Origin of the sequence: Arcobacter sp. 15-2 (assembly GCF_047159865.1) — a bacterium.
Taxonomy (GTDB): Bacteria; Campylobacterota; Campylobacteria; order Campylobacterales; family Arcobacteraceae; genus JAIOSF01.
The window spans coordinates 398,597-424,763 of record NZ_AP038804.1; the positions used below are offsets into that span (position 1 = coordinate 398,597).

Here is a 26,167-nt window from a genome sequence, read left to right on the forward strand (position 1 = left end):
AAACTCTATTTTGCTAATTCAGATACGATTTTATATGTATCACTTGCAATTACATATTCCTCATTTGTAGGAATAACAAAAATTCTAGCAGCAGATGAATTAGTAGCAATTCCTCTTGGCTCATTTGATCTTTTGTTATTTTTAGTAGGATCAATATTTAATCCCATACCATCAAGTCCAGAACAAACGATCTCTCTTATAAGCGCAGAATTTTCACCAATTCCACCTGTAAAACACAATGCATCAATACCATCAAGAGCAGCAACATAAGCTCCAACATATTTTTTAATGTTATAAGCAACCATTTCAACTGCTAATCTACATCTGTCATCACCCGCTTGCATACCATCAAGTACTTCTCTTAAATCTGAAGATTTTCCTGAAATTCCTAAGATTCCTGATTTTTTGTTCATTACATCAAGAGCTTCATCTATTGTTATTTTTTCTTGTGACATCATATATGATAATGCACCAGCACCTACATCACCAGCTCTTGTACCCATCATAAGACCTTGAACAGGTGTAAGACCCATTGATGTATCAATACATTTACCATTTAAAACAGCAGATACAGAAGAACCATTTCCTAAATGACAAACAATAATTCTAACATTTTTCTTTTTCTCTAACATTTTTGATGCTTCATTTGAAACATAGTAGTGAGATGTTCCATGGAAACCATATTTTCTAATACCATGTTTTTCATACTGGTCATATGGTAAAGCATACATGTAAGCATAATCAGGCATAGTTTGGTGGAATGCTGTATCAAACACTGCTACATTTGGAACATCTGGCATCAATTCTTTACAGATCTCCATACCCATAATATTTGCAGGGTTATGTAATGGAGCTAAAGGGATTAACTTTTTCATTGTTTCTATTACTTTATCTGTAACCATTACAGATGAAGCAAACTCTTCTCCACCATGTACAGCTCGGTGACCTATTGCTTTAATATCTGTTATTGACTCAATAACTTTTCCTTCACCTTCACATAATGTTTTTAACACTAACTCAATTGCTTCTTTGTGGGTTGGCATTGTAACTTCTAGTTTCAGTTTTTTATCATCACCAAATTCATGTTTTAAAACACCATCTATTCCAATTCTTTCACATAATCCTACTGCAACAACCTCTTTTGTTGTTGGGTTCATTAACTGGTATTTTAATGATGAACTTCCTGCATTTAAAATAAAAACTAACATATTTTTTCTTCCTCTTAATTGATATGATATAAAATAATTTGCGTATATCTGAATTACATTCTAGTAAATTAATTAAGGTTTTACATATAATTCTTACTCTTAAAGAAAAAAAATTATCTAAATGTGAAGTATGGTAATATTTTTTATCACTTTTTTTCTATAAAAATCAATAAAATGGGTAAAAGTAGCAAGTCCGCAACAATTGCCATAAACATAGCAATAATAGTTAAAAAACTAAAAGTTATTGTTGGTATAAAATTTGATAAAAGTAAAACACTAAATCCTACAATAATAATTGTAGAGGTATAAAACATAGCTTTTCCAATACTTTGATGTGTATTTAAAATGGATATTCTTATATTTTGTGTTTCTCTATACTCATTTTGGAACCTATGAATATAATGAATAGTATCATCAACAGCTATTCCGATACTAATAGCAGCAATAGTTATAGTCATCATATCTAAAGGCATATTTAGCCAACCCATAAATCCAAAAACAATACTTACAGGTACAGTATTGGCAATCAATGCGATTATTGTAATTTTGATATCTTTAAAAAGTATAAGAAACATTATAAACAAAATAACCAGCACCAAACCAATAGATTTGATTTGTGAGTCAAATAAGGACTGCAACATATTATTATATATTACTAAAAGGTTTGAAACTCTATACTCTTCGTAAGAGGGATTAAACATTTTTTGTAAATCTTTATTTAATTTTTTTAAGAATTCATCTCTTTTTAGCGTTTCTAAACTATCAATAACTCGAGTGCTTATTCGTGCCATATTATGTTCTAAATTTACATACGGTGAAATAACGATTTTTTTATATTCTATAGGTAGCTCTTTATGAATAAGAGCTAAAGTTAAACCATCTAACTCTTTACCATCGTTTAATGATTTTCCAACATCTAAAAGAGTTGCCAAAGATAACACTTTTCCTACAGGTTCTAAAGAATCTAAATAGTTATGAACTGCTTTGATTTTATCCATTTTAGATTTTGTAAACCAATAGATCTCTTTCTCCTCTTCAGAAGTTTCAAATTCATCTTCAAAACTATCTAATTCATCTTCAACTACTTCATTTTGAACAATAATAGACTCCACATCATCACTATTTTCTTTGAAGGTTATTATTATATCTAAAGGTGTAGTTCCGCCTAAGTTTTGATCGATAAACCTCATCCCTTGATATATTTGAGTCTCTTTTTTAAAATAATCAATAAAGCAATTTTCAACTTGTAACTTTGTAGCTCCAGAGATTGAAAATAGTAATACAATGGTAGTGATAAACAAAATAGTTTTTTTATATTCTAAAGCAACATTAGCACCTTTTAACATATAAGATTTGTGAGTATTACTAATATTTTGTTTTTTACTTTTTCCCAAAAAAATTAGTACGATAGGAAATAAAATAAAAGTAGTAATTAAAGATATAACAATCCCCACACTCATCATCCATCCAAAAGTAATAATAGGAAGCATATCACTAAAAACAAGTGAACTAAAACCTGCAATAGTAGTAAGAATCACAAAAAAAGATGGTTTTAACATTGAAAGTGTAGTCTCTTCTAAAAGTTGTTTATGTTCTGTAGATGGATGTAGTGTAAATAACTCTTTATATTTAACAATAAGATGTACAACAAGAGACATATTCATAATAAGTTGCAATGAGATAAAATTTGAAGATATAACAGTAATCTCCCATTGAAATAAACCAAAAAATCCACTTGTAATAATAATAGAAACACTACATATAAATAAAGGAATAAAAACCCATCGAAGCTCTCTAAATAATATATATAATATAAAAATCAATAAAAAAACAACTGCAAAACCAAAAGTGGCTAAATCACTTTTCACAAACTCTACCATATCATCTGCAATCATATTTGCACCACCTAGGTGCAATTTTATTGGATATTTTGATTCAAATTCTTTTTTAATACTCCTAATATAAACTATTAAATCATGATTTTTATTACGAAGTTTATCTCTATATGTTTTCAACTCTTTTGTGATATTTTCAAACTCTGTTTTTTGTTTTTGGGTTAATGAATCAAGTGTTTTTAAATACTCAAAATGATCACGCTTTTGAATTAATGCAAAATATTTTTCATCTCTTTTTAAATTGATCATTAAAAGTGTTGTTTTAAAATCGTCACTTACTAAATTATTTTTATAGAGTTCACTGTTCAAAAACTCTTTTTTTGCTAAAGATTTATCAATCCCTTGACTTGTAAGAACTTGAACATCATTTACTAACTCTTTTATGGGTCTTGGTGGAGATTGTAAAAGTGGAACATTTACAATCGAATATATCGATTCTACATCTAAAGAGAGTGATATTTTACTACTAAGTTGTTGTATAATTTCAATATTTTTATCACTTAATAAATCATCATCTGTACTATATGTAAGTACCAAAAAATCTGTACTGGTGAATATTTTTCCTATTTTTCTTGTAAACTCTAACTCTTTATCTCCTTTGAGCAAAAATGTTTCTGCACTTGCATCTATTTCAAGTTTTGATGCAAAATTGAGCATAACTACCATAAAACATATTATGATAGAAAGTAATATCTTGGGGTATTTTAAAATATATGAAGAATACAAAGTATGAAACATTTAGTTTGCAGATATTTGCTTCATAAGTTCACTTATATTGTTTGTTTGTAAGAACTCTTTAAATTGTGCTTTATCAGTTTTTATGATACTAACACCTAGTATAATCACATCGTAAACAAGCCATCTGTCTTTATTGGTCTTTTGTTTTTTTGGTTTATAAAACTTATAAACAACTTCTAGTTTTTCATTTTGACTTACAAGATTTGTTATAAGTTTTATTCTATTATTTTTTGGTTGAATTAGACTGCTAATCTCAACTTTTTCATCACTATATGAATCTATTTTTGAAGAATATGATTTTTTCATTCTTTCTACATATAAACTAACAAACTTCTTTTTCTCTATTGCTGTTAAAGTTTTCCAAGTTTTACCAAGACTTAGTTTTGCCATAAGTTCAAAATCGAACATAGGTGTAAGCGTTGCAACTATTTTACTATTTCGCATAGATTTGTTATTTTCCTTATTTTTTACAATGACAATAACCTCAGCTATCTTTTTTAAAAAATGTTCTTTCAAATTTTTTTGTTCATTTGCCATAAGGTTTTGATTTAGTATAGTTAAACTTATCAATATAAAAAGTACTTTTTTAAACATGCTTATTCCTCTATTTGTTTTTGTCTATATTGTTCATATGCATCTCTTAAGTAAGGATAAAGATCAACAGCATCTTCTCGAATTTTTTCATATCTTTGCCATTGGATTGAGGATTCATTAACTTTTTGAAATGCTTTTACATAAAGAGAATGTTTTGAATTTTTAGTTAAATTATACCCTCTATGATGATAATATATACTTGGGTTTAATAAAGAATTTGGATAGATACTTACAGTATCTCTTAAATTTGATGGACCAAAAAATGGCAACACAATATGAGGACCAGCACCAACACCCCAGTACCCTAATGTTTGCCCAAAATCTTCCTTGTGTGCTTCTAGTTTAAAGTAACTTTTTGCAGGATCAAAAAAACCAACGATACCAATAGTTGTATTTATGATAAATCTTCCCGTTTCCTCTATACTATTTTGCACTTTACCTTGAAGTAAATTATTTGCTAGTCGAATAGGAAAAACAATATTTTCAAAAAAGTTTGCGATACTATTTTGTACCTCATCTGGCATAACCTTATCATATCCTTTTGAGATAGGCATCAAAACATATTCAAATACTCCATCATTGAAACTTGTTATTTTTCTATTATAACTATTAAAAGGGTCAGGCTTTTCTTCTATTGTAAATTCATCATCAAACTCATCAAGAAATAGATCTTCTTGACTATCTTGTATAGCACTCTTTTCTATTGTCTCTTTTTTTGGTGCAGATTTATTACTACACCCTGTAAAAAAAACTATACTAAAACTTAAAATACAAATAACCAAATATCTCATCTCTACCCTACTCTAAAAGTTTCTTTTGTTTTACATACTTGCGTTAAAAAACATTTTTCACATTCTGGTTTTACAGCTTTGCAGATGTATCTTCCAAACAATACCATCGCTTGATGGAAAATATGTAAATCATCTTTAAGTTTTTTTACAAGTTCTACTTCTGTTTGCTCTACTGTTTTACCAAATGCTAAGCCTAATCTATGAGAAACTCTAAATACATGCGTATCAACCGCCATCAAGTTTGCACCATCTGCTTCTATCATAAATACATTTGCAGTTTTATTTCCAACACCAGCTAACTTCATAAGTTCTTTTGTATCATGAGGAATTTCCCCTTCATGATTTTCTTCAACACTTTGTGCCATTTTGATGATATTTTTTGCTTTATTATTAAAAAAACTACAGCTTTTAAGTAATTCTTTGACATCTTCTAACTCAGCAACACTTAGCTCTTTGCTACTTGGATATTTTGCAAAAAGTGCTGGTGTTATTATATTGACTCTTTTATCAGTACACTGAGCTGATAATATAATTGCTATGAGTAGCTCATAGTCATTTGTGTATGTCAATTCGGTAACTGCATCAGCATACTCTTCTAAAAATCTATCTCGTATAAATATTATATCTTTTTTTGTTGCTTTTTTAATCATAAAGATTATTATATCTTAAAGTTGTTTTATTTATTATGATTGCTTTTTTAAAAATCCAATGGTGACATTATCATATCTTTTTTTAAGTATTTTATAAGGTAATTCTTTTATGTTCCAATATTATTATTTACCTTAAAATATTTTTATTTCAAAAAATTAAATATTTCATTTTTAGCACTTACTATTGACAAGTGCCAAAAAAATTTGTTATAATTTTTTCAAGTTGATGCAATAGTACTCAACTAAATATATATTATAATTAAAAGGAGAACACAATGTTACTTACAAGATTTGAACCATTTAAAGGGATGCAAAATTTTCATAGAATTATTGACAACTATCCTATAATAGAAGAAAATAGAGCCATCAAAGGATTTGTACCAAATGTAAATACGCGAGAGGGTGAGTTTGCATACCACATCGATATCGATTTACCAGGTATGAATAAAAATGACATATCAATAGATATAGATGAAAACTCACTTATCATTTCAGGTGAAAGAAAAATCAAAGAGGAAGTTAAAGAGGAAGATTATCATAAAATAGAAACTTCATTTGGAAAGTTTGAGAGAGTTTTTTCATTACCTAAAAATATAGATATTGAAAATATTACAGCTAGCAGTCAAGATGGTGTGCTTGAAATTGTTATTCCAAAACAAGAAAAAATGATTACGAAAAAACAAATTAAAATAAAATAAGGAGATATCAAAATGAAAAACAAGTTTTTATTAGCTTGCTTATCTCTAGGGCTAGCAAGTACATTAAATGCAAGTTCATTTTTTACTAGTGATGAAAATCATCATCTAAAGCAATTTCAAAATGAGATAAATAAGTTTTTCAATGATGAGAGTTTTTTTAGCTTTCCCTATAAACATTATAAAATAAATTTTACAAACAGTTATCCAAAACTCAATGTTTTTGAAAATAAAAACAACTATACTCTAACATTTGAATTAGCAGGTATCGATAAAAAAGATATACAATTAACGATAACAGATCAAAATATATTAACAATAAAAGGGAAAAAACAAGAACTATCAAAAGAGGAGAAGAAAGACCTAATAGTACAAGAGCATAGTTATGGTGAATTTTCAAGAGCTATCTCTCTTCCTGATAATATAGATAATAAAAATATTCAAGTTAGCTATAAAAATGGTATTTTAAAAGTAGTAGTTTTAAAAGATAAAAAGAAAGAGAAAAAAGGAGTAAGAACTTTAAAAATAGATTAAAATTTTACAACCCTATTGTTTAGGGTTGTTTCGTATTTTACTTTAAAAGTACACCAATCATTTTCATAGCCAATCGTAATGCTTTACTTCTATGACTTAACTCTTGTTTTATGCTATTCTCTAAAATTCCTAAAGTATTCTCATATCCATCTGGAATAAATAAAGGGTCATATCCAAAACCACCCTCACCTATTTGTTCATCTATAACTTCTCCATGCATCCAACCATGCGTTGTATAAATCTTATTTTTATAAGCGACTGCTAAACAAGCTGTATAAAAAGCGGGAGTACTTTGAAGATTTTTTTCTTTGAGATTTTTGATAAGTTTTTCGTTGTTTTGTGTATCATTTGCATTTAGACCAGCATATCTAGCACTGTAAATTTCTGGTTCATTATTAAGTGCAGGTACAGTGATACCACTATCATCAGAGATAATAATATGTTCATCTTGATAATTTATTTCTCGAAGTTTATCCGATATAGCTTGAGCTTTTATGATTGCATTTTCTTGAAATGTTTTTCCTGTTTCCTCTATCTCAAAAGAACCTAATATCTCACTATATGGTGTTATAGTATGTTCAGGTAGCCAACTTTGTATCTCTTTTATTTTACCTTTATTTGAAGAAGCGATGATTATATTCATGTATTTTATATCCTAAATTTATTTTGAAAATTTTAACATAAAAAAGAAATATTTATTCTTATTTACACTTATTTGGCTATAATCGCGGAAATTAACAATAAAGGTAAATTATATGTTTAAAACAATTATGCCCTTAAGTCTAATCATCTCATTTAGATTTTTAGGGTTATTTATAGTACTACCACTTATCTCAGTATATGCACTAAGCCTTCCAGGAGCAACACCAACATTAGTTGGTATTGTTATTGGAGGGTATGCTATTACTCAAATGATTTTTCAAGTTCCATTTGGAATTATGAGTGATAAGTTAGGGAGAAAAGGAACAATTATTATGGGACTATTGCTTTTTGCAATAGGTTCTATTATTTGTGCTATCTCTACAGATATGCTTACACTTCTTTTAGGAAGATTTCTACAAGGTGCAGGTGCTATTGGAGCTGTGGTTACAGCAATGATTAGTGATGTAGTAAGAGAAGAACAACGACCAAAAGCGATGGCTTTGATGGGTGGGAGTATAGCTATAAGTTTTGCTATTGCGATGCTTGCCGGTCCTATTATAGGTGCTTATGCAGGAATCGATACATTATTTTATATTACAGCTTTTTTAGCTCTAATTTCTATTTATATACTTATAGTAAAAGTTCCAAATCCACCAAAAGTGACTCATACATATCATGGAAGTAGTAAAATATCATTTCTAGCAAATACAAATCTAATACGAATGAACATCACAAATTTTTTACAAAAAGGGATGATGACTTTTGCATTTATGATCATTCCTATTGTTCTTACTAAACACTATGGATGGGAGCTAACAGACTTATGGAAAGTATATCTTCCTGCAATGATTGCAGGTGTTTTAGCTATGGGTCCTGCTGCTGTTATGGCTGAAAAAAAAGGGAAATTTAAACAAATTTTACTTATAGGTATTGTATTTTTTGCGCTTTCATATTATTTAATCGGAAACTCATCTTCAGACACATGGTTTTTAGTAGGTGTTGTTATCTTTTTTATTGGTTTTAATATGCATGAACCAATCATGCAGTCACTTACAACAAGATATATAAAAGTACATGAGAAAGGGAAAGTATTAGGGTTATTTAACTCTTTTGGATATTTAGGTACATTTATTGGTGGTTTTGTTGGTGGAATATTTCTTCAAGAAGTTGATGGAAGTTTTTCGCAAAGTTTACATGATATTTCGATGGTGATTGTTGTTATATCTCTTCTGTGGATAGTTCTTATAGCAACATTACCAAACCCTCTTAAAAAGAAAATTGCATATCTTGATTTAGTTGATAAAGATCAGTCAAAGTTTAATAGTTTGGATACTTTAAAAGGATGTGATGAGTGGTATATCAACAATACAGAAAACATCATTATCATCAAATATGATGCTGATATATTAAGTGAAGAGACACTTATAAATAAAATTAAAATATAGATTTATTCTATATTTTAAACCTCTTAATGAAATAAATCTCTATTAATCGTTTTTTCTTTCATATTAACATACCCTTCATCTTTTAGTGACTTTAAAATACGAGACAAAGTTTCAGGAGTCAAGTTTAAAATTTTTGCTATCTCTATATTTTTCATTGTGAAAAAATCTTCCGTATTTTCATAAATAAACTCAATAACCCGCTCTTTTGCATCTAAAACAATATTTCGAGAGATTACAACTTCTAAAGTTTTAATTTTTTTAATCAAAGAAACCTGTATAGCAAAAGACAATTCAGGATTGTGATACATTATTTTTTTGAACTTTTCAAAATCTATTTTAATGAGTTCTGTAGAAGTATATGATAATGCAGTCGCAGGATAAGGGATATTTTCAAAACTAGCGACTTCCGCAATTAACTCATTTGCACGAAAGTATTTCAATATTATCTCTTTATCATGAGAAGTTGTTTTATACAGTTTCACTACACCACTTACTAAACAATGTAAATACTTAGAGCTATCACCCTCATAAAATATGATACTGTTCTCATCATATTTTACACTTGTTGTGATATCACATAATTTATCTAAAGTCAACTCATCAACTTTTTTAAACATATCTATTTTTTTTAACTTATTTTTCATTGTTTTAAACCTCTATACCTCAACTAAAAATTACAAAATTTCATTAACATTCAATTAAACTCATTATAATATAATCGCAAAGAAATTATACTACAGTAGGAAAATTAATGTTTGAACGATTTTTAAGATTTTTTGTCGAAAACTCACGAATGAACTATACTCTATTTACTCTTATATTTGCTATAGGGATATACTCTTACACTAAAATGCCTAAAGAGATATTTCCAACTTTTGAAATGGATATGATATCTGTTAGTGGGTCATATAGTGGTGCAAGTGTTGATATTCTTGATAAAATGGCTGTTACTGAAATAGAAGATAATGTAAAGTCTCTTGAGGGTGTCATTGAAACTACTACTGTTATTAGTCCCGGTAAATTTAGCATTATTTTAGAGATTCAAAAAGGTAAAGATAGATATGCCATGTCTGATAAAATAAAAGATGCAGTATCTTTAGCCAATAAAAATTTACCAAGTGATATGGACGAACCTACAGTTACAGTGATAGAAAGAAGTAGAGATCTAATAAATATTTCACTGACTTCAGACAAATTTACCACAGATGAGATGAAAGAGTTTGCAGATGATTTTAAAAGTAAAATATTAACTATTGGTGGTATTAGTGAAGTTACAATTTTTGGAGATAGTGATAAATATTATGAGATACTTCTAAATGAAAGAAAGATAGAAGCATATAATATTGATAAAACAGAACTTTTTAATACAATTGGTACATTATCTTATATCTTTCCTATTGGTAAAATAGAGGGAAGTACAAAACATTATTATCTCTCAACATATAATGGAGCTAAATCTACTTATGAACTTTCCAACACACTATTAAAACTTTCAACTGGAAATATATATTTAAGTGATATTGCACAAATACAAAAGAAATATGAAGACTCTACAACATTGTATTCTTTTAATGGTAAAAATGCATTATCTTTATCAATCAAACAACTCGATAGTGCAAATGCAATGAAAATATCTGAAGATATAGATGCTCTTATAAAAAAAACACAACCAACACAAAAAGATGTAGAGATTAGTATTAGTGATGATAATAGTGAGAGAATAAAAGAGCGACTTGATATTGTAGGATCAAATATAGTTATTGGTATTATATTTATTGTTTTATTAGTTTGGTTACTTATTAATGCCCGAATGTCATTTATAATTTTTCTTGGTATCCCTACATCATTTGTAATTGCAGCATTTTATATGTATATATTTGGATATAGTATCAACCTTATCTCTCTTGTAGGAGTTTTAATTGCAATTGGTATTGTAGTTGATGATGCAATTGTTGTAAGTGAGAATATTCAACAACATATAGAAGAGGGAATGCCTCCAAAAGAAGCAGCTATTAAAGGGGCTAGTGAGATGGTAAAGCCTGTCACCATAGCAAGCTTAACCACCCTATTCTCATTTTTACCAGCTCTTCTTATTAGTGGAACTATGGGGGAGGTTATGAAACTTATCCCAATAGCTCTTTCTGCTTTAGTTGTAGCCTCACTCATAGAGTCATTCGTCTTTTTACCAATTCATGCTGCTCATACTCTTAAAAATGGGGCAAAAGTAACAAACTGGCAATATGTAAATACAATATACAGTAACATAATACATTTCTTTATGCGATGGAAAAAATCATTTTTAGTAATTTTTATAATACTCGTGCCAGCTTTAACAATTACTGCTATAAAGACATCAAAATTTCAAATGTTTCCAACCTTTGATGCAGATAATATAAAAATCTCTATCAAAGCAAATCAAAATACAACTTTAGAGGAATCATTTGAGATAGTAAAAAAAATAGAACAAGATCTTATCAAAAATAAGGAAAAATTTCAAATAAGAAGTATCGATTCACGAGCAGGTTATAGAAGAGATAGCGGAAGCAATACAGAAAGATTTCCCTATGTAATGTATATGACAGTAGAACTAGAAAAATTAGCTCCAAGTAATTTTTTAGATAATTATGTTACACCATATTTGAGTATCTATTACAATAAAGATGATAGGTCACGAACAAAAACATCACAGCAGCTTACGCGTGAACTTTCAAGTTTCTTAAAGGATAATAAATATAAAGAGCAATTTAATCTTACTGATTTAGTAGTACTTGAAAGAAAAGTGGGACCTATTAAAGCAGATATAAAAATAGGACTTGTATCAAATGACAATCAAAAGATTATTGAATCTATTGAGAAACTTACAACAACACTCAAAAATATAGAGGGTACAAAATCGGTTGCAAATTCAGCAAAATTTGGAATAGATGAGATTAAACTCAAAGTCAATAATTATGGTGAACAACTAGGAGTAACAGAATCTAGTCTGGGAAGTTACCTCTCGAACCTTTATTTAACTAAGAAAAAGTCTGTTTCATTTGATGAAACAGATATGCTCGATATCAAAATTGAAAGTTTAAGTAAAAATGATTATGAAAATTTTAAAAATAGTGAGATAAAATTATCAAATGGACAAATAGTCAGACTAAATCAAATATGTGATTTTACTATTCAAAAATCATTTGAACAACTCACAAAAGACAATGGAGAAAAAAATTTTTATATCTACGCAAATGTAGATACAAAAATTATCACATCTTCAGAAGTTATGGAACAATTAAAACCTCATTTAAGCCAGATTGAACAAAATGGTATCAAAATTGTAAAAAAAGGTGAAGAGAAAAAGAAAAAAGAGTTAGCAAATGATATGTTATATGCAGCACTTTTAGCGATTACTTTAATTATGCTATCGATGCTTTATTTATTTAACTCATTTAGAGAAACAGCTATTTTAATGTCAATCATCCCTTTTTCATTTTTGGGAGTACTAATAGGTCATAAATTACTTGGACTAAATCTATCTATGCCGTCTATAATTGGAGCTTTAGGATTAGCTGGTGTTGTTATAAATGATGGAATTATTATGATGACATATCTTAAAAAAGCAAAAAATATTGAAGAGATTTTTTATCGAGCTACTAAAAGGTTTAGACCAATAGTTCTTACAACCATAACAACGCTTATAGGGATGAGTTCTCTTATATTTTTTGCTACAGGTCAAGCTGTTATTTTTCAACCAATTGCTATTGCATTAGGTTTTGGTTTAGCATGGGGAACAATACTAAACCTTATTTATCTTCCTGTACTATATACATTTACAAGAGGGTTAAAATAAATTAAATGAAATATAATCATCTTTTAGATAGACTCTTATCTTATTATACTACAAGGAAATACAGTGTGTAAAAAAGTTATACTAATATCTATTATATCATTAAATATTTTTGCAGCCGAAACAACAACATTCAATAAACTTTCATTTGAGGGGCTCACTCAAATATCTGATGAAGTTGCAAAAGAAACAACTGAGTTCAAAAACAATACCTATACAATAGAGCAAGTCAATGATGCTATTAAAAAGTTTTATAAATTTGATTATTTTACTAATATTTATGTAAATAAAACAGATAATAATTTGGTATTTCATTTTGAAGAAAAGCCTTTTATTGCTAAGATTGAGATGACAGGATATAAAAATAGAGATGATGAATTAAAATTCTTATATACAACTATGGGTATCAAAAAAGGTACAATGTATACAGAAGAAAAACTCAAAAAAGCTAAAAAATCACTTTTATTATCCCTAGAAAGAGAAGGCTATATCAATTCTGTTGTAGAAGTAAGTGTTGAACCTATAAATAAAACAAGTGTATTAGTAAAATTTGAAGTCAATAAAGGTGACCCTATAACTATCACAAAAATCAAGTATAAAGGGGCAAAAGCTCTTGATGAAAGTGATTTTGAGGAAGCTATAGCAAACAAAGAATCTGATGAATATTTTACTTGGTTTTTTGGAAGAAATGATGGAGAAATGAGTTTTGAACAACTCGAATATGATGGTCCTAGAATTCGAGACACTTATTTACAAAATGGTTATTTAGATACAAAAGTGACATCTGCATTCTCTAAAATTGATTTTAATACAAATACAGCAACAATTGAATACACAATAATTGAAGGGGAACAATATAAAGTTAATAATACAATTATATATGTAGATGAAAGCATATTAGATGCAGATACACTTTATCCTGAACTAAAATTAGAAAAAGAAGACATATTTAATATTTCACATCTTAGAAAAGATCAAGAATATATCAAAACACAAGTTGCAAATAAAGGATATGCTTACGCAGAAGTTAAATTTGATATTAAACCAAATAAAGAAAATAATACAGTTGATCTTGTATACAATGTAATCCCTGGTGAAAAAGTATATATTAATGATGTGATAATCTCTGGAAATAGTAGAACACTAGATAGAGTTATTCGTAGAAATGTCTACTTAGCGCCTTCTGATTTATACAACTTAGATGATTTTACAGATTCAAAAAATGCCTTAAAAAGAACAAGTTTTTTTGAATCAGTAGATATCAAACAACAAAGAGTATCTGCAAATAAAATGAATATTTTAGTAGAAGTTGTTGAAGCAGCTACAGGTAATCTTGTACTTGGTGGTGGATATGGTAGTTATGATGGTTGGCTTTTAAATGTAAGTGTAAGTGATAAAAATATTTTAGGAAGCGGTCTTAATCTTGGCGTTTCTTACGAATATTCAACAAAGAAAAATAACTATGAAATTTCACTATCAAATCCCGCTATTCGAGATAGTAAGTATAGTGGTAGTATGAATGTACATAAAAATGAATCTGAAATAACAAATTCAAATAGTCTTGAAGGGGATAAAACCAAAAATGTCAAAGGTTTTGGTTTTGGAGTTGGTAAAGCAATCAATAGATATACAAGAGCTGGGATAAATTATTCATTTGATGATGAAGATATTAGTTATGAGTTAGATTCAACAAAAGATGAACAGTACACAACAAGTGCAATCACACCGTTTATTAATTTCAATAATACAGATGACTACTATGTTCCAAGAAGTGGTATCACTGCAGGTACAAGTTTAAAATATGCAGGAGTTGGTGGAGATACAGAGTATATCTTAAGTTCTAGTTATTTTAAATATTTTTACTCATTGGAAGATTTAACTGACTTTGATATTATTTTACGATATAAAAATAGTCTTAAATTTATTGAAGATACAGGATATGTTCCTAGTACAACAACATTTTATTTAGGTGGGACATCAAGTGTGAGAGGGTATGCTTCTTATGCCTTTGATCCAGATAACTACGCAGATAAAGAGCGTTTTGGAAAATACTTTACAAACACAGCTGAATTGAGTTTTCCACTTGTTCCAAGTGCAAAAATGAGATGGGCTTTATTTTATGATTATGGGATGATAGGTGAAAGTAGTTTTAATGAAATTACCAAATCAGGGGCTGGTGCATTAGTATCATGGTTCTCTCCTGTAGGTCCATTACAATTTATTTTTGCAAAAGCAATCGGCCCAGAAGACGGTGATGAAACATCAAGTTTTGAATTTAGTTTAGGTTCAAAATTTTAATATAGATCAAGGTAAGAAAATGACACCAAAAAATAGATTAACAAATGCAGAAGCTTTAGATTTAATTCAAAATGCTTCACTTATTGACTTAGGAAAAATGGCAAGTGCAAAAAAACTTGAACTACACCCTGAAAAAATAACTACATTTGTTGTAGATAGAAATATTAATTATACAAATATATGTTGGGTAGATTGTAAATTTTGTGCATTTTATCGGCATGCAAGAGATGAAGATGCTTATGTATTAACTTATGAAGAGATTGATGCAAAGATAGATGAACTGTTAGCTATTGGAGGAACTCAAATTCTTTTTCAAGGTGGTGTCCATCCTAAACTAAAAATTGATTTTTATGAAGATTTAGTTGAACATATTCACACAAAATATCCAATGATAAATATCCATGGGTTTAGCTCTATTGAGATCACTTATATTTCTAAAATATCTAAAATTAGTTATAGCGAAGTTATAAGAAGATTAAAAGAAAAAGGATTGGCCTCTATTCCAGGTGCTGGTGCTGAAATTTTAAATGATGAAGTACGAGATATTATTGCTCCTAAAAAACATGATGTAAAAGATTGGTTAGAGGTGCATCGACAAGCACATCTTTTAGATGTAAAATCAACAGCAACTATGATGTTTGGTACAGTTGAAACGGATGAACAAATTATAGGACATTGGGAAAAAATTAGAGAACTTCAAGATGAAACAGGTGGATTTCGAGCTTTTATTATGTGGAGTTTTCAATCTTCACACACTAAACTTGCAAAAGAGTTACCAAATATCCCTGCACAAAGTTCAAATCGATATTTAAGACTTTTGGCTGTTGCAAGACTCTATTTAGATAATTTTCCTAATATTCAGAGTTCATGGGTAACACAAGGAAGTTATATTGGGCAAATGGCACTAAAATTTGGAGCAAATGATTTAGGAAGTACTATGATGGAAGAAAATGTAGTAAGTGCAGCAGGTGCAGCCAACAGTATGAACCAAAATGAGATGATTGATTTAATTCGAGACATAGGTGAAAAACCTGCAAAAAGAAACACAGCATACGATATCTTAGAAAGATTTTAGTATGGCACATTTTTATAAAATATTTATATTTATATTTTTAATAACACAAGGGATAACAATGTCTGCAACACTTAAAGAAATTCAACATAATGGTACTAATATTCCAGTAATATTTGAAAAAAACAATAACTTGCCTATATTTAATCTTCAATTAGTTTTCCAAAATAGTGGATACATTAATGACAAAGAGAAAATAGGAATTACAAATTTAACGGCTAAAGTACTAAATGAAGGAACAAAAAAAAATGGAGCAATCTCTTTTGCCAAAGATTTAGAAAACAATGCTATTTCGATTCATACTTCTACTGGTTTTGAAACATTTGTTATAGAGATTAGTTCTTTAAAAAGTGAATATAAACTTGCATTGCAGTATTTAAATCAATTATTAAAAGACCCAAACCTTACAAAAGAGACTCTTAATAAAATTAAACTACTTCAGATTAGTAAACTTAAACAAAAAGAAAATGATTTTGACTATATAGCTTCAAAACATTTAAAAAAAATTCAATATAAAAACACCGCTCTTGAGTTTCCTAGTAGTGGAAATATCAAACATATTGAAAACATAAAATTAAAAGATATAAAAAAACACCTAGATACTATTTTGAATTTAGATAATTTGATCATTGTTGCAGGTGGTGATTTAAAGTTTTCGGAGATAGAAACAGATTTAGAAAAAACATTACAACAATTGAAAAATAATGGAAAAACAGTTTTTAATAAAATCAAAAGTTCAAAAGAAGCTAAAGAGGAAACAATACTCAAAGAAACAGAACAATCTTATATATATTTTTCTAGTCCATTTAATATTGACTATGACTCAAAAGAGAGTTATAAAGCAAAAGTTGCTTCATTTATCTTAGGGGGAAGTGGTTTTGGGAGCCGTTTAATGGAAGAGATTCGAGTTAAACATGGCCTTGCTTATAGTGCGTATGGAAATATTGTTAATAATAAATCACATTCTCATTTTACTGGATACTTACAAACAAAACTGGACAATACAACAAAAGCAAAAAAGATGGTAAGTAAAATAGTCAATAAATTTGTTAAATCAGGTATAACAGAAGAGGAACTTGAATCTGCTAAAAAATTTCTAACAGGAAGTGAGCCTTTAAGAACAGAAACATTTTCTCAACGATTAAACAGAGCATTTCATTTGTATTATAGAGGTCTTGCCTTTGATTATCCAAAACAAGAATTAGACAAAATAAACAAACTTTCAGTAGAAGAGTTAAATAACTTTATTAAAAAACATAAAGAATTAAATCAATTATCTTTTTCAATTGTTACTCAATCTGTAACTAAGTAATATTACTTAGTTACAAAATTTTAATTGTTTTTTTCAAAACAAATACTACCACTAGTACCTATTTTATTACTTGTTGTATATTCAGAAATATAGAATACTCTCCAACCATCATATTTACTAAATACTTCTTGCATCTCAGTGTTACTTCTCATGTCAACTTCTTCACATCTAGTTTTCATATTTGAATTATCACTTGCTACTCTCATTTGAGCCTGTATATTTGCTGGTTGACAACCTGCAAAACATAAAGCAATAATAGAACCTAAAATTCCAATAGACATAGTTTTTTTCATATTTATCCTTTAATAATTAGTAGAGAATATTCTATCAATTTTTATATAAAAAAATTGTAAAATTCTTTATTTTTAACTACAAATTAGATATACTTACGCCAATTAGATAAAAGGATTTTAATTGATAAGATTTGCTCTCAATCCAACTCAAGATATTACAGTAGAAGACTTAAGAGTTGCCCTATTTAATCATATATTATCAAAACAACTCAATGAAGAGTTATTGATAAGAGTAGACGATGCTGACAAAAAAAAGACTATTGAAAATAAAGATAAAGAGATTATAGATATACTCAATTTATTTAGTATTGATTATTCAAAAGTAGTATATCAAAGTGAAAACATCAAATATCATACACAAATGGCGATGAAACTTCTTCTAGATAAAAAAGCATTCAATTGTTTTTGTAGTGATGAAGCATTAGAAAAAGATAAACAGATTGCTCAAAAAGAAAATCAACCTTACTCATATAGCGGATTTTGTGAATCCATAAGTGATGAAACAAAATTCAATTGCAATGCACCTTTTGTTGTTCGAGTAAAAAAACCAAAGAAGAATCTTAGTTTTACAGATATATTACATAATGACTTAGAATATAAACCATCTGATGTAGACAGTTGCATAATATTAGATCATGACAAGTCACCTACTCTTAATTATGCTTCTGCTGTAGATGATATGCTTTATGATATCTCATTAATTATCAAAAAACAAAATCAACTTATTGAAACATCTCAACAAATACGTATCAGAAACTTATTGGGATATGAAAAAGAGATAAAGCATATCCATTTGCCACTTTTAGATAATATTGACCATGAAAATTTATCAGTGTCTAAGCTTATAGAACAAGGTTATTTACCAGTAGCTATAGCAAACTATTTAATCTCTTTGTGCTATGAGACACCAAAGAAAATATTTTCTCTGGAAGAAGCGATCCAATGGTTTGATATCTCGAAAATTTCGCAAGATAGACCAATATTTGATATTCAAGAATTAAATTTGATAAATAAAGAATATTTAAAAAATATAGATGATATGAGATTATCAAAAATTTTAAAATTTGCAGATAATGATATAGGAACACTAGCAAAAATATATCTTGATGAATGTAGCACAACAAAAGAGCTCAAAGAGAAAATTGATACTATTTTTAAGAAAAAGGAGAGATTAGATTCTTTTGAAAAAGAGTGTCTAATGATAAAAGAGTGTTTAAAAGATGCTCCATTTATTGATATTTTTGACGATCTTCAAAAATATATAACAAGTAAAACAAACTTAACAGATGAAAAACTCGATAAGCCATTAAAATTCATACTTACAGGTTCTTTAACTGGTCCAGATGCTAGTCAAATATATCCTCTTATAAAAAATTACTTAGGAGAAATTATACAATGATAGATTCATTATTAGTAGCATTTGTTACAATATTTATAACAATTATTTCATTATACAAGTGGGTTATTATTATTTCTGCCCTACTTTCATGGGTACAACCAGATCCTTATAATCCAATCGTACAGATGTTAAACCGCTTAACACAACCAGCTTATGCACTCGTAAGACGATATATCCCTACAGTTTTCGGCGGTATGGATATGGCACCTTTGATATTAATATTTGCTATTCAATTTATAGAAATTTTCGTACAAAATATATTTAGTAAAATATTATAATATGAAGCTATTGTTAAAAGCAATAATTCTTCTTTGCTGTTTAACACAAAGTTTAACAGCAAAAGTTTCAAATACTAATAATCCTTTTACAATAATGCCTCATCATGAAAACTTTTTACTTTTTGCAGGCTACAGCCCTAATAATTTGACTGAAAAACATTGGAGTCAAAATGGTGATAGAGACTATAAAAAAGATTATAAAAGAGATACAAATGAAGCTCAATTTCAGATCAGCTTTAAACTTCCACTTTATGAGAATATTTTTAATGAAAATGCCAATTTATTTATAGCATATACACAAAACTCTTTTTGGCAAGTGTATAATAGGGAACATTCAAAACCCTTTAGAGAAACAAATTATATGCCGGAACTTTTTGTAGAATGGAATCCTAATAAAAAAATAGGTTTCTCAACCCTTCAAAAGATACGACTCTCACTAGCTCATCAATCGAATGGACAAGATATAGGAGCTTCACGAAGTTGGAATCGAACACAACTTCATCTACTCTTTCAAAATAATAATTTCAGCTATGGAGTTGATATTTGGGATAGGTGGGATGAAAGAAGTAAACACTCTTTATCTGACCCTAAAGGTGATGACAATCCTCATTTAGAAGAATATATAGGACGACAAAAATATTTTATCGCTTATGCAACAGATAATTATAAACTTTCATTAACACACCAAAATGATATATTTGATTATCACTCTTCAAAAGGTAATACAAAAGTTGATTTTATTTTTCCATCTATGCATGAAAATTTTGACTTTTTTATTCGTTACTTTAATGGATATGGGGAAAGTTTGATTGATTATGATGTAAAAATACAACGAGTTAGTTTTGGTATAATTGTAGCAGATTGGGAGTAAAAGGTATGATTAAAAGAGGAAAACCTCTTTTAATCACTATTTATAAAAAAGAGATAATCTCTTTTTCTAAGTCTTTGATATCGATAATTGTATCATGTAATATTTCACTTGTAAATAAATCGTTAATTGTTTTAGGAATCTCTAAATCTAATTTAGAAGATATCTCTTTTAAAGCTACTTCATCAGAATATGACTTATCGTCTTCATTGAGTGCATTTAATACTGTTGGAGAAAACTTAGTCCACTCTGCAGTTGAATAAATTACTGTTTTTAAATCTTTTGTTTTTAAATCTTCATATGCTTTGATACATGTAGCAGTATGAGGATCCATCAAATACCCAGCATCTACAAAACTTTTAATAGTTTTTTGCCCATAAATATCATCACTATATGTAGCAGCAAAATATTTATTTAAAACTGCTAACTCCTCTTTTGTATGCTCAAAGTAACCTTTCTCATTTAAGTTATCCATCAGCTCTTTTGTTCTAAAAGCCCCACAAATATCATAAATAACTCGCTCAATATTTGAAGATTTGAGTATATCCATAGCTGGTGATTTTGTAAGTTTTAGTTCTTTACCTCTAATATCATAAATACCTAATGTTAACCATTGTGTTAAAATATTATTTTCATTTGAAGCGACTAACATTTTTTCAATAGGAAGTCCCATTTTTTGTGCATAATAAGCACCTAAAACATTTCCAAAATTTCCACTTGGTACATCTATGTAGATTTTTTCACCTAAAGTAATTTCATTTTGTCGTAAAAGTTCTAAATAACTTTGAAAATGATACACTATTTGAAATATAATTCTACCAAAGTTTACACTATTTGCAGCACTTAATTTGATACCATCTTTTTGTAATTCATCTTTAAAACTTTGACTTGATAAAAGGTTTTTTAGAGCATTTTGTGCATCATCAAAATTTCCATTTATTCCAATAACTTTTAAATTTTTACCATTTTCAGTAACCATTTGTAGTCTTTGAACATCACTTGTTCCACCATCAGGATACAAACACACTACTTTAATTCCTTCTTTATTTTTAAAGGTATTAAGTGCAGCAGGTCCAGTATCTCCAGAAGTTGCAGCAAGTATAAGATACTGCTCTCCTCTTTTTTTAGCAACTGAACTTAAAATAGAACCAAATGGTTGGAGTGCCATATCTTTAAACGCTCTTGTAGGTCCATGGTACTGTTCATTTACAAAAAGGTCATCTTTTATTTTTACGACAGGTGATGGATTGTTTGGATTATCAAAGCTATCATATAAACTTAGTGCTTCACTGATTGTATCATCATCAATATCAATTTTAAAGGCCTTCAAAATATCAAAAGCTAACTCTTTATATGTAGTATTTAAATGTTTAGTTATAAAATCAGTTCCTAGGTTTGGTATCTCTTTTGGTACATAAAGTCCCCCAAAAGATGAACTTGGGTTTAAAATTGCATCTGAAAACTCAACTTCTCTAGCTCGTATACCATCATTTCCTCGTGTTTCTATAAAACTCATTTATATATTCCTTAATTTCTATTAAATTGAGTGATTTTATCTAAAAGCTCGTTAAAAGATATTAAATTGCATTTTGTAATATTTTTTATTCAAATTGATTTTTTTTGTTAAAATTTAAAATAAAAAAGGGGTTTTTATGGATATACCAATACTTTCAAAATGTCAATGTGGCGGAGATGTGCAAATATTCGATGCTTTGTATGAATGCAATAAATGTAAAGCTCAAGTTTGGAAATATAGTTATAAAAGAGAATTTAAAGATAAAGAGGTTAAAAAACTTTTTAAAGGTGAATCATTTTTACTCAAAGGTTTCAAGTCTTCTACAAACTCTTTATATGACACAAAAGCTATCATTCAAGATGGAAAATTAGAGTTGATTTTTGATGAAGAAACAAAATCAACCACTCTTTTTTTATGTGAATGTGGTGGTGAAGTTACAAAAATATCACAAGGATATAAATGCAACTCATGTGAAAAAATAATTTGGGAACGATTTATGAATAAACTACTTACATTTAGGCAAGTAAAAAGACTATTTAAAGGTGATGAGTTAAAACTTACAAATTTAAAATCACAAAGAGGTAATATTTTTAATGCTGAAATATATTATGTAAATAATGAATTGAATTTAGAATATATTTGATAAAATACAAAATATTAAAAATAAGGATTTAAAATGTTGTTAGGTGTAAATATAGACCATATCGCTGTTTTGAGAGAAGCAAGAAAAATAAACGATCCAAACCCTTTAGATGCATTAGGTATATGTAAACTAGCAGGAGCTGATCAAATCACTATTCACTTAAGAGAAGATAGACGCCATATGCAAGATAGTGACACTAAAAACATAATAGAGTTGTCTCAATTACCTGTGAATTTAGAATGTAGTATCAATGATGAGATGATAGAAATAGCCTGTCAATATAAACCACACAGAGTAACACTAGTACCTGAAAATCGACAAGAAGTTACAACAGAAGGTGGTCTTGATGTGGAGTGTAATTATGAACAGATTGAAAAAGTAGTCAATAAACTACACAAATGTGAAATTGAAGTTTCTCTTTTTATTGACCCAAATCTTGAAGTAATTGACTTAGCAAAAAACTTAGGTGTCCAATGGATAGAGCTTCACACAGGTAGTTTTGCAAATATTTACGCGATGCTTAATAGTGGTCTTAACAAATCACATCATACTATTAAAGAGTTAGAACTTCCAAGAGCTGAATTAACTCAAAAACTTAATAACTCAGTACAGGAGATAAAAGTTGCATCAAAAACAGCAGCACAACTAGGACTCAAAATTGCAGCTGGACATGGATTAAACTATCAAAATGTGAACTATATGACAAAAATAAATGAGATATCAGAATTAAATATTGGTCAAAGTATCATTGCTAGAAGTGTATTTACTGGTCTTAAAGATGCTATTTTAGAGATGAAAGAGCTTATTTAATTATGTTAAAAAAAATAGCAATTAGCCTAGGTGATATTAATGGAGTAGGCATTCAACTCGCTTTAGAAAATCACAAGACTATATCAAAACTTTGTGATCCAATATATTGTGTCAACAAAAAAATTCTCAAAAAAGCTACCAAAAAATTACAAATAAAGATTCCATCAAACTTTACTTTATCTGGTCAATTTTTACAAACAAAAATTAATCCTGGGAAAGTAAAAAAAGATTCAGGTCAATTTTCATATGACTCTTTTCTACAAGCAATACAATTAGCTAAGGTCAATCAAGTAGATGCTATTTGTACTCTTCCCATCAATAAAGAAGCATGGAGTAAAGCAAATATACACTATGTTGGACATACAGATATGCTTAGAGATATATTTAAAAAAAATGCAATTATGATGCTTGGATGTGAAAAAATGTTTGTGGCACTTTATACAGAACACATTGCTTTAAAAAAAGTTGCTAGTGAACTAAAACTATCAAAATTATCAAAATTTTTAATTGATTTTGTGAATGATATTTCAATAGAAAAAAATACAACAATAGGAGTATTAGGACTAAATCCTCATGCTGGAGATAATGGTGTGTTAGGTAAAGAAGAAGATATCATCAAAAAAGCAATCAAAAAAGCAACTAAAGTTACAAATCAAAAATTTGATCTACTCGTACCTGACATAGCATTTACACCTAATGTAAGAAAAAAATATAAGTACTTCTGCGCTATGTATCATGACCAAGGTCTGGCACCTTTGAAAGCTTTACATTTTGAAGAGAGCATAAATGTTTCTTTAAATCTGCCAATTATTAGAACATCAGTAGATCATGGAACTGCTTTTGACATAGCCTATAAAAAACAAAATAAACTATCAAATAAAAGCTATATCAATGCTATAAAAGAAGCTATTAAATTAGCTAAATAGAGAAGATTAACCGTCTTGGTTTATCTTTTCTATTAACTCTTCTAATACCTCTTCTGCTTTATCATTATCAATTTGACAAGTTCCTGCAGCGTGATGTCCACCACCACCATATTTTAAACACAACTCACCAATATTAGTATTAGAATTTCTATTTACTATAGATTTTCCTATAGCAAATACTGTATTTTGATTTTGAAAACCATTTAGAACATGAATAGAGATATTTATTTCTGGATTTACAGCATACATAATAAATCTATTTCCAGGATAAATAATCTCTTCATCTCTTAAATCTAATACAATTAAATTATTATACATAATAGAACACTCTTCTAATTGCATTCTAAATTTATCTTCATACGATTTGTATAATTCAGTTCTTTCAACAACATCAGGGAGCTTCATAATATCTTCAATTTCATGATCAATACAATAATCAATAAGATCCATCATTAATTGATAATTTGAAATTCGGAAATCTCTAAATCGTCCAAGACCTGTTCTTGAATCCATGATAAAACTTAAAAGTTCCCAGCCTTCAGGATGTAAAATCTCATCAACACTAAACTGCGCTGCATCAGCTTTATCAACAGCATTCATCATCAATTCACTAATATTAGGTAATTTTGCTTTACCACCATAATAATCATATACAACTCTAGCAGCACTAGGAGCATCAGCAATAATTACATGATTATCAGCTTTTTCATTTCTGATGGTTTCACTCTCATGGTGATCAAAAACCATGTATGCTTCTTTACAATATGGTAAATTTGTAATAATATCATTTGAAGTAATTTCAATCTTTCCATCTTGCATATCTTTAGGATGTACAAATGTGATCTCATCAATAAGATCAAGTTGTTTTAATATAACTGCACACACTAAACCATCCATATCACTTCTAGTAACAAGTCTAAACTTTTCTGCCATTTTTAAATCCTTTTAAATTATTATCTATTCAACTATTCTAAATTTGTATATACATTTTGAACATCTTCATCATCTTCCAACTTTTCTAATAATGCAGATAATTCTTCCATCTGTTCATCTGTAATCTCAATTGGCGCATTTGGAACTCTTTGTAATGAACCTTTTTCATACTCTAATTCTAGTTCATGGAGTTTATTCGACATGTTACCAAAATCTGTATAATCAGCATATATAGATATAGTTTCATCATCTTCTATTTTAATCTCTTCCAATCCAGCATCAATTAATTCCATCTCTAAGTCTTCTATATCCATTTCAGGCTTTTTCATCTCAAAAATTGCTTTTCTATCAAAATGAAACTCTAAAGAACCTGTTGGTACAAGCATTCCTCCAGCTTTTTTAAAAATTGTTTTTATATTAGCTACAGTTCGTGTACTATTATCTGTTGCAGTTTCAACAAATATTAAAACACCATTATTCCACTTACCTTCATAATTAACTTCACTTAAGTTTGCTGCATCTTTTGCAGTTGCTCTTTTAATAGCTGCTTCGATATTATCTTTTGGTAAATTTTGTGCTTTTGCAGTTGTAATTGCACTTCGTAAAGTTGCATTAGTATCTGGATCACTACTTCCTGATTTTGCTGCCATTGTAATTGCTTTGGCAAGTTTAGGAAATACACGAGACATATTTCCCCATCTTTTCATTTTAGCTGCTTTTCTATATTCAAAGGCTCTACCCATAATTAGTTAATCTCCTGTTTTCTTTAAATTATTATATCATAACGAAAATAGCAAA

General features: G+C 28.6%; 24 protein-coding genes. 13 read left to right on the forward strand and 11 right to left on the reverse strand.

Going from position 1 to position 26,167, the window contains the following annotated elements; translation table 11 throughout:
- Positions 1–5 precede the first annotated feature (5 nt).
- The 5 genes from ACMCMH_RS02115 to nth form a co-directional block, all read right to left on the reverse strand.
- The gene (locus tag ACMCMH_RS02115; protein WP_412726614.1) at positions 6–1,208 is read right to left on the reverse strand and encodes an acetate/propionate family kinase; all 1,203 of its coding nucleotides are present in this window, start codon (positions 1,206–1,208) and stop codon (positions 6–8) included.
- A 146-nt stretch (positions 1,209–1,354) separates the two neighbouring features.
- Positions 1,355–3,760, reverse strand: coding sequence for an efflux RND transporter permease subunit (locus ACMCMH_RS02120; RefSeq protein WP_412726616.1), 2,406 nt, complete (start codon positions 3,758–3,760; stop codon positions 1,355–1,357).
- An 81-nt stretch (positions 3,761–3,841) separates the two neighbouring features.
- Positions 3,842–4,435 carry an ABC transporter substrate-binding protein gene (locus tag ACMCMH_RS02125; protein ID WP_412726618.1) on the reverse strand — a complete coding sequence of 198 codons (594 nt, stop codon included), beginning with the start codon at positions 4,433–4,435 and terminating at the stop codon, positions 3,842–3,844.
- 2 nt (positions 4,436–4,437) lie between these two features.
- Positions 4,438–5,226, reverse strand: a complete 789-nt coding sequence (locus tag ACMCMH_RS02130) for a VacJ family lipoprotein (protein WP_412726620.1) — start codon at positions 5,224–5,226, stop codon at positions 4,438–4,440.
- Between the two features lie 2 nt (positions 5,227–5,228).
- A complete protein-coding gene (gene nth / locus ACMCMH_RS02135; protein WP_412727993.1) occupies positions 5,229–5,873 on the reverse strand; it encodes an endonuclease III in 645 nt (214 codons plus the stop codon).
- Between the two features lie 278 nt (positions 5,874–6,151).
- Here nth and ACMCMH_RS02140 point away from each other — a divergent pair, with 278 nt between their 5' ends.
- Positions 6,152–6,574, forward strand: a complete 423-nt coding sequence (locus ACMCMH_RS02140; protein WP_412726622.1) for an Hsp20/alpha crystallin family protein — start codon at positions 6,152–6,154, stop codon at positions 6,572–6,574.
- A 12-nt stretch (positions 6,575–6,586) separates the two neighbouring features.
- Positions 6,587–7,105 (forward strand): Hsp20/alpha crystallin family protein, encoded by a 519-nt coding sequence (locus ACMCMH_RS02145; RefSeq protein ID WP_412726624.1) that lies wholly within the window; start codon positions 6,587–6,589, stop codon positions 7,103–7,105.
- 37 nt (positions 7,106–7,142) lie between these two features.
- Here the strand turns inward: ACMCMH_RS02145 and ACMCMH_RS02150 are convergent, their stop codons facing one another.
- Entirely contained in the window at positions 7,143–7,748 is a 606-nt protein-coding gene (locus ACMCMH_RS02150) for a non-canonical purine NTP pyrophosphatase (protein WP_412726626.1), read from the reverse strand.
- 112 nt (positions 7,749–7,860) lie between these two features.
- Between ACMCMH_RS02150 and ACMCMH_RS02155 the strand changes: the two genes are divergently transcribed.
- Positions 7,861–9,192: an MFS transporter gene (locus ACMCMH_RS02155; RefSeq protein ID WP_412726628.1), complete on the forward strand. Its 1,332-nt coding sequence runs from the start codon at positions 7,861–7,863 to the stop codon at positions 9,190–9,192.
- 23 nt (positions 9,193–9,215) lie between these two features.
- Here ACMCMH_RS02155 and ACMCMH_RS02160 read toward each other — a convergent pair whose 3' ends face one another.
- On the reverse strand, positions 9,216–9,836 hold the full coding sequence (locus ACMCMH_RS02160; protein ID WP_412726630.1) for a Crp/Fnr family transcriptional regulator: 621 nt from the start codon (positions 9,834–9,836) through the stop codon (positions 9,216–9,218).
- Positions 9,837–9,943: 107 nt separating this feature from the next.
- Here ACMCMH_RS02160 and ACMCMH_RS02165 point away from each other — a divergent pair, with 107 nt between their 5' ends.
- From ACMCMH_RS02165 to ACMCMH_RS02180, 4 genes are all read left to right on the forward strand, one after another.
- Positions 9,944–13,024, forward strand: coding sequence for an efflux RND transporter permease subunit (locus tag ACMCMH_RS02165; protein ID WP_412726632.1), 3,081 nt, complete (start codon positions 9,944–9,946; stop codon positions 13,022–13,024).
- 63 nt (positions 13,025–13,087) lie between these two features.
- A complete protein-coding gene (bamA, locus tag ACMCMH_RS02170; RefSeq protein WP_412726634.1) occupies positions 13,088–15,319 on the forward strand; it encodes an outer membrane protein assembly factor BamA in 2,232 nt (743 codons plus the stop codon).
- Positions 15,320–15,338: 19 nt separating this feature from the next.
- Entirely contained in the window at positions 15,339–16,394 is a 1,056-nt protein-coding gene (locus tag ACMCMH_RS02175; RefSeq protein ID WP_412726636.1) for a dehypoxanthine futalosine cyclase, read from the forward strand.
- Position 16,395: 1 nt separating this feature from the next.
- Entirely contained in the window at positions 16,396–17,703 is a 1,308-nt protein-coding gene (locus tag ACMCMH_RS02180; RefSeq protein ID WP_412726638.1) for a M16 family metallopeptidase, read from the forward strand.
- A gap of 20 nt (positions 17,704–17,723) precedes the next feature.
- Here ACMCMH_RS02180 and ACMCMH_RS02185 read toward each other — a convergent pair whose 3' ends face one another.
- Positions 17,724–17,996, reverse strand: coding sequence for a hypothetical protein (locus ACMCMH_RS02185; RefSeq protein ID WP_412726640.1), 273 nt, complete (start codon positions 17,994–17,996; stop codon positions 17,724–17,726).
- 121 nt (positions 17,997–18,117) lie between these two features.
- On the opposite strand from ACMCMH_RS02185, the gene ACMCMH_RS02190 reads away from it, so the two are divergent.
- From ACMCMH_RS02190 to ACMCMH_RS02200, 3 genes are read left to right on the forward strand one after another with little or no spacing between them, the layout of a single operon-like run.
- Complete coding sequence (locus ACMCMH_RS02190) at positions 18,118–19,395, forward strand: glutamate--tRNA ligase family protein (RefSeq protein WP_412726642.1); 1,278 nt, start codon at positions 18,118–18,120, stop codon at positions 19,393–19,395.
- Positions 19,392–19,673 (forward strand): YggT family protein, encoded by a 282-nt coding sequence (locus tag ACMCMH_RS02195; RefSeq protein WP_412726644.1) that lies wholly within the window; start codon positions 19,392–19,394, stop codon positions 19,671–19,673. The genes ACMCMH_RS02190 and ACMCMH_RS02195 overlap by 4 nt, the downstream gene beginning before the upstream one ends.
- A 10-nt stretch (positions 19,674–19,683) precedes the next feature.
- Positions 19,684–20,544 (forward strand): phospholipase A, encoded by an 861-nt coding sequence (locus ACMCMH_RS02200; protein WP_412726646.1) that lies wholly within the window; start codon positions 19,684–19,686, stop codon positions 20,542–20,544.
- A 40-nt stretch (positions 20,545–20,584) separates the two neighbouring features.
- On the opposite strand, the gene thrC is transcribed toward ACMCMH_RS02200, so the two are convergent.
- Positions 20,585–22,057 (reverse strand): threonine synthase, encoded by a 1,473-nt coding sequence (thrC, locus tag ACMCMH_RS02205; RefSeq protein ID WP_412726648.1) that lies wholly within the window; start codon positions 22,055–22,057, stop codon positions 20,585–20,587.
- 136 nt (positions 22,058–22,193) lie between these two features.
- Here thrC and ACMCMH_RS02210 point away from each other — a divergent pair, with 136 nt between their 5' ends.
- Genes ACMCMH_RS02210 through pdxA form a run of 3 tightly spaced genes read left to right on the forward strand, consistent with a single transcriptional unit; the run spans position 22,194 to position 24,436 of the window.
- The gene (locus ACMCMH_RS02210) at positions 22,194–22,700 is read left to right on the forward strand and encodes a hypothetical protein (RefSeq protein ID WP_412726650.1); all 507 of its coding nucleotides are present in this window, start codon (positions 22,194–22,196) and stop codon (positions 22,698–22,700) included.
- A gap of 33 nt (positions 22,701–22,733) precedes the next feature.
- Positions 22,734–23,510 (forward strand): pyridoxine 5'-phosphate synthase, encoded by a 777-nt coding sequence (locus ACMCMH_RS02215; protein WP_412726652.1) that lies wholly within the window; start codon positions 22,734–22,736, stop codon positions 23,508–23,510.
- Between the two features lie 2 nt (positions 23,511–23,512).
- Positions 23,513–24,436 carry a 4-hydroxythreonine-4-phosphate dehydrogenase gene (pdxA, locus tag ACMCMH_RS02220; protein ID WP_412726654.1) on the forward strand — a complete coding sequence of 308 codons (924 nt, stop codon included), beginning with the start codon at positions 23,513–23,515 and terminating at the stop codon, positions 24,434–24,436.
- A gap of 6 nt (positions 24,437–24,442) precedes the next feature.
- Here the strand turns inward: pdxA and ACMCMH_RS02225 are convergent, their stop codons facing one another.
- Complete coding sequence (locus ACMCMH_RS02225; protein ID WP_412726656.1) at positions 24,443–25,369, reverse strand: exopolyphosphatase; 927 nt, start codon at positions 25,367–25,369, stop codon at positions 24,443–24,445.
- Positions 25,370–25,401: 32 nt separating this feature from the next.
- Positions 25,402–26,112, reverse strand: coding sequence for a YebC/PmpR family DNA-binding transcriptional regulator (locus tag ACMCMH_RS02230; RefSeq protein ID WP_412726658.1), 711 nt, complete (start codon positions 26,110–26,112; stop codon positions 25,402–25,404).
- Positions 26,113–26,167 lie beyond the last annotated feature (55 nt).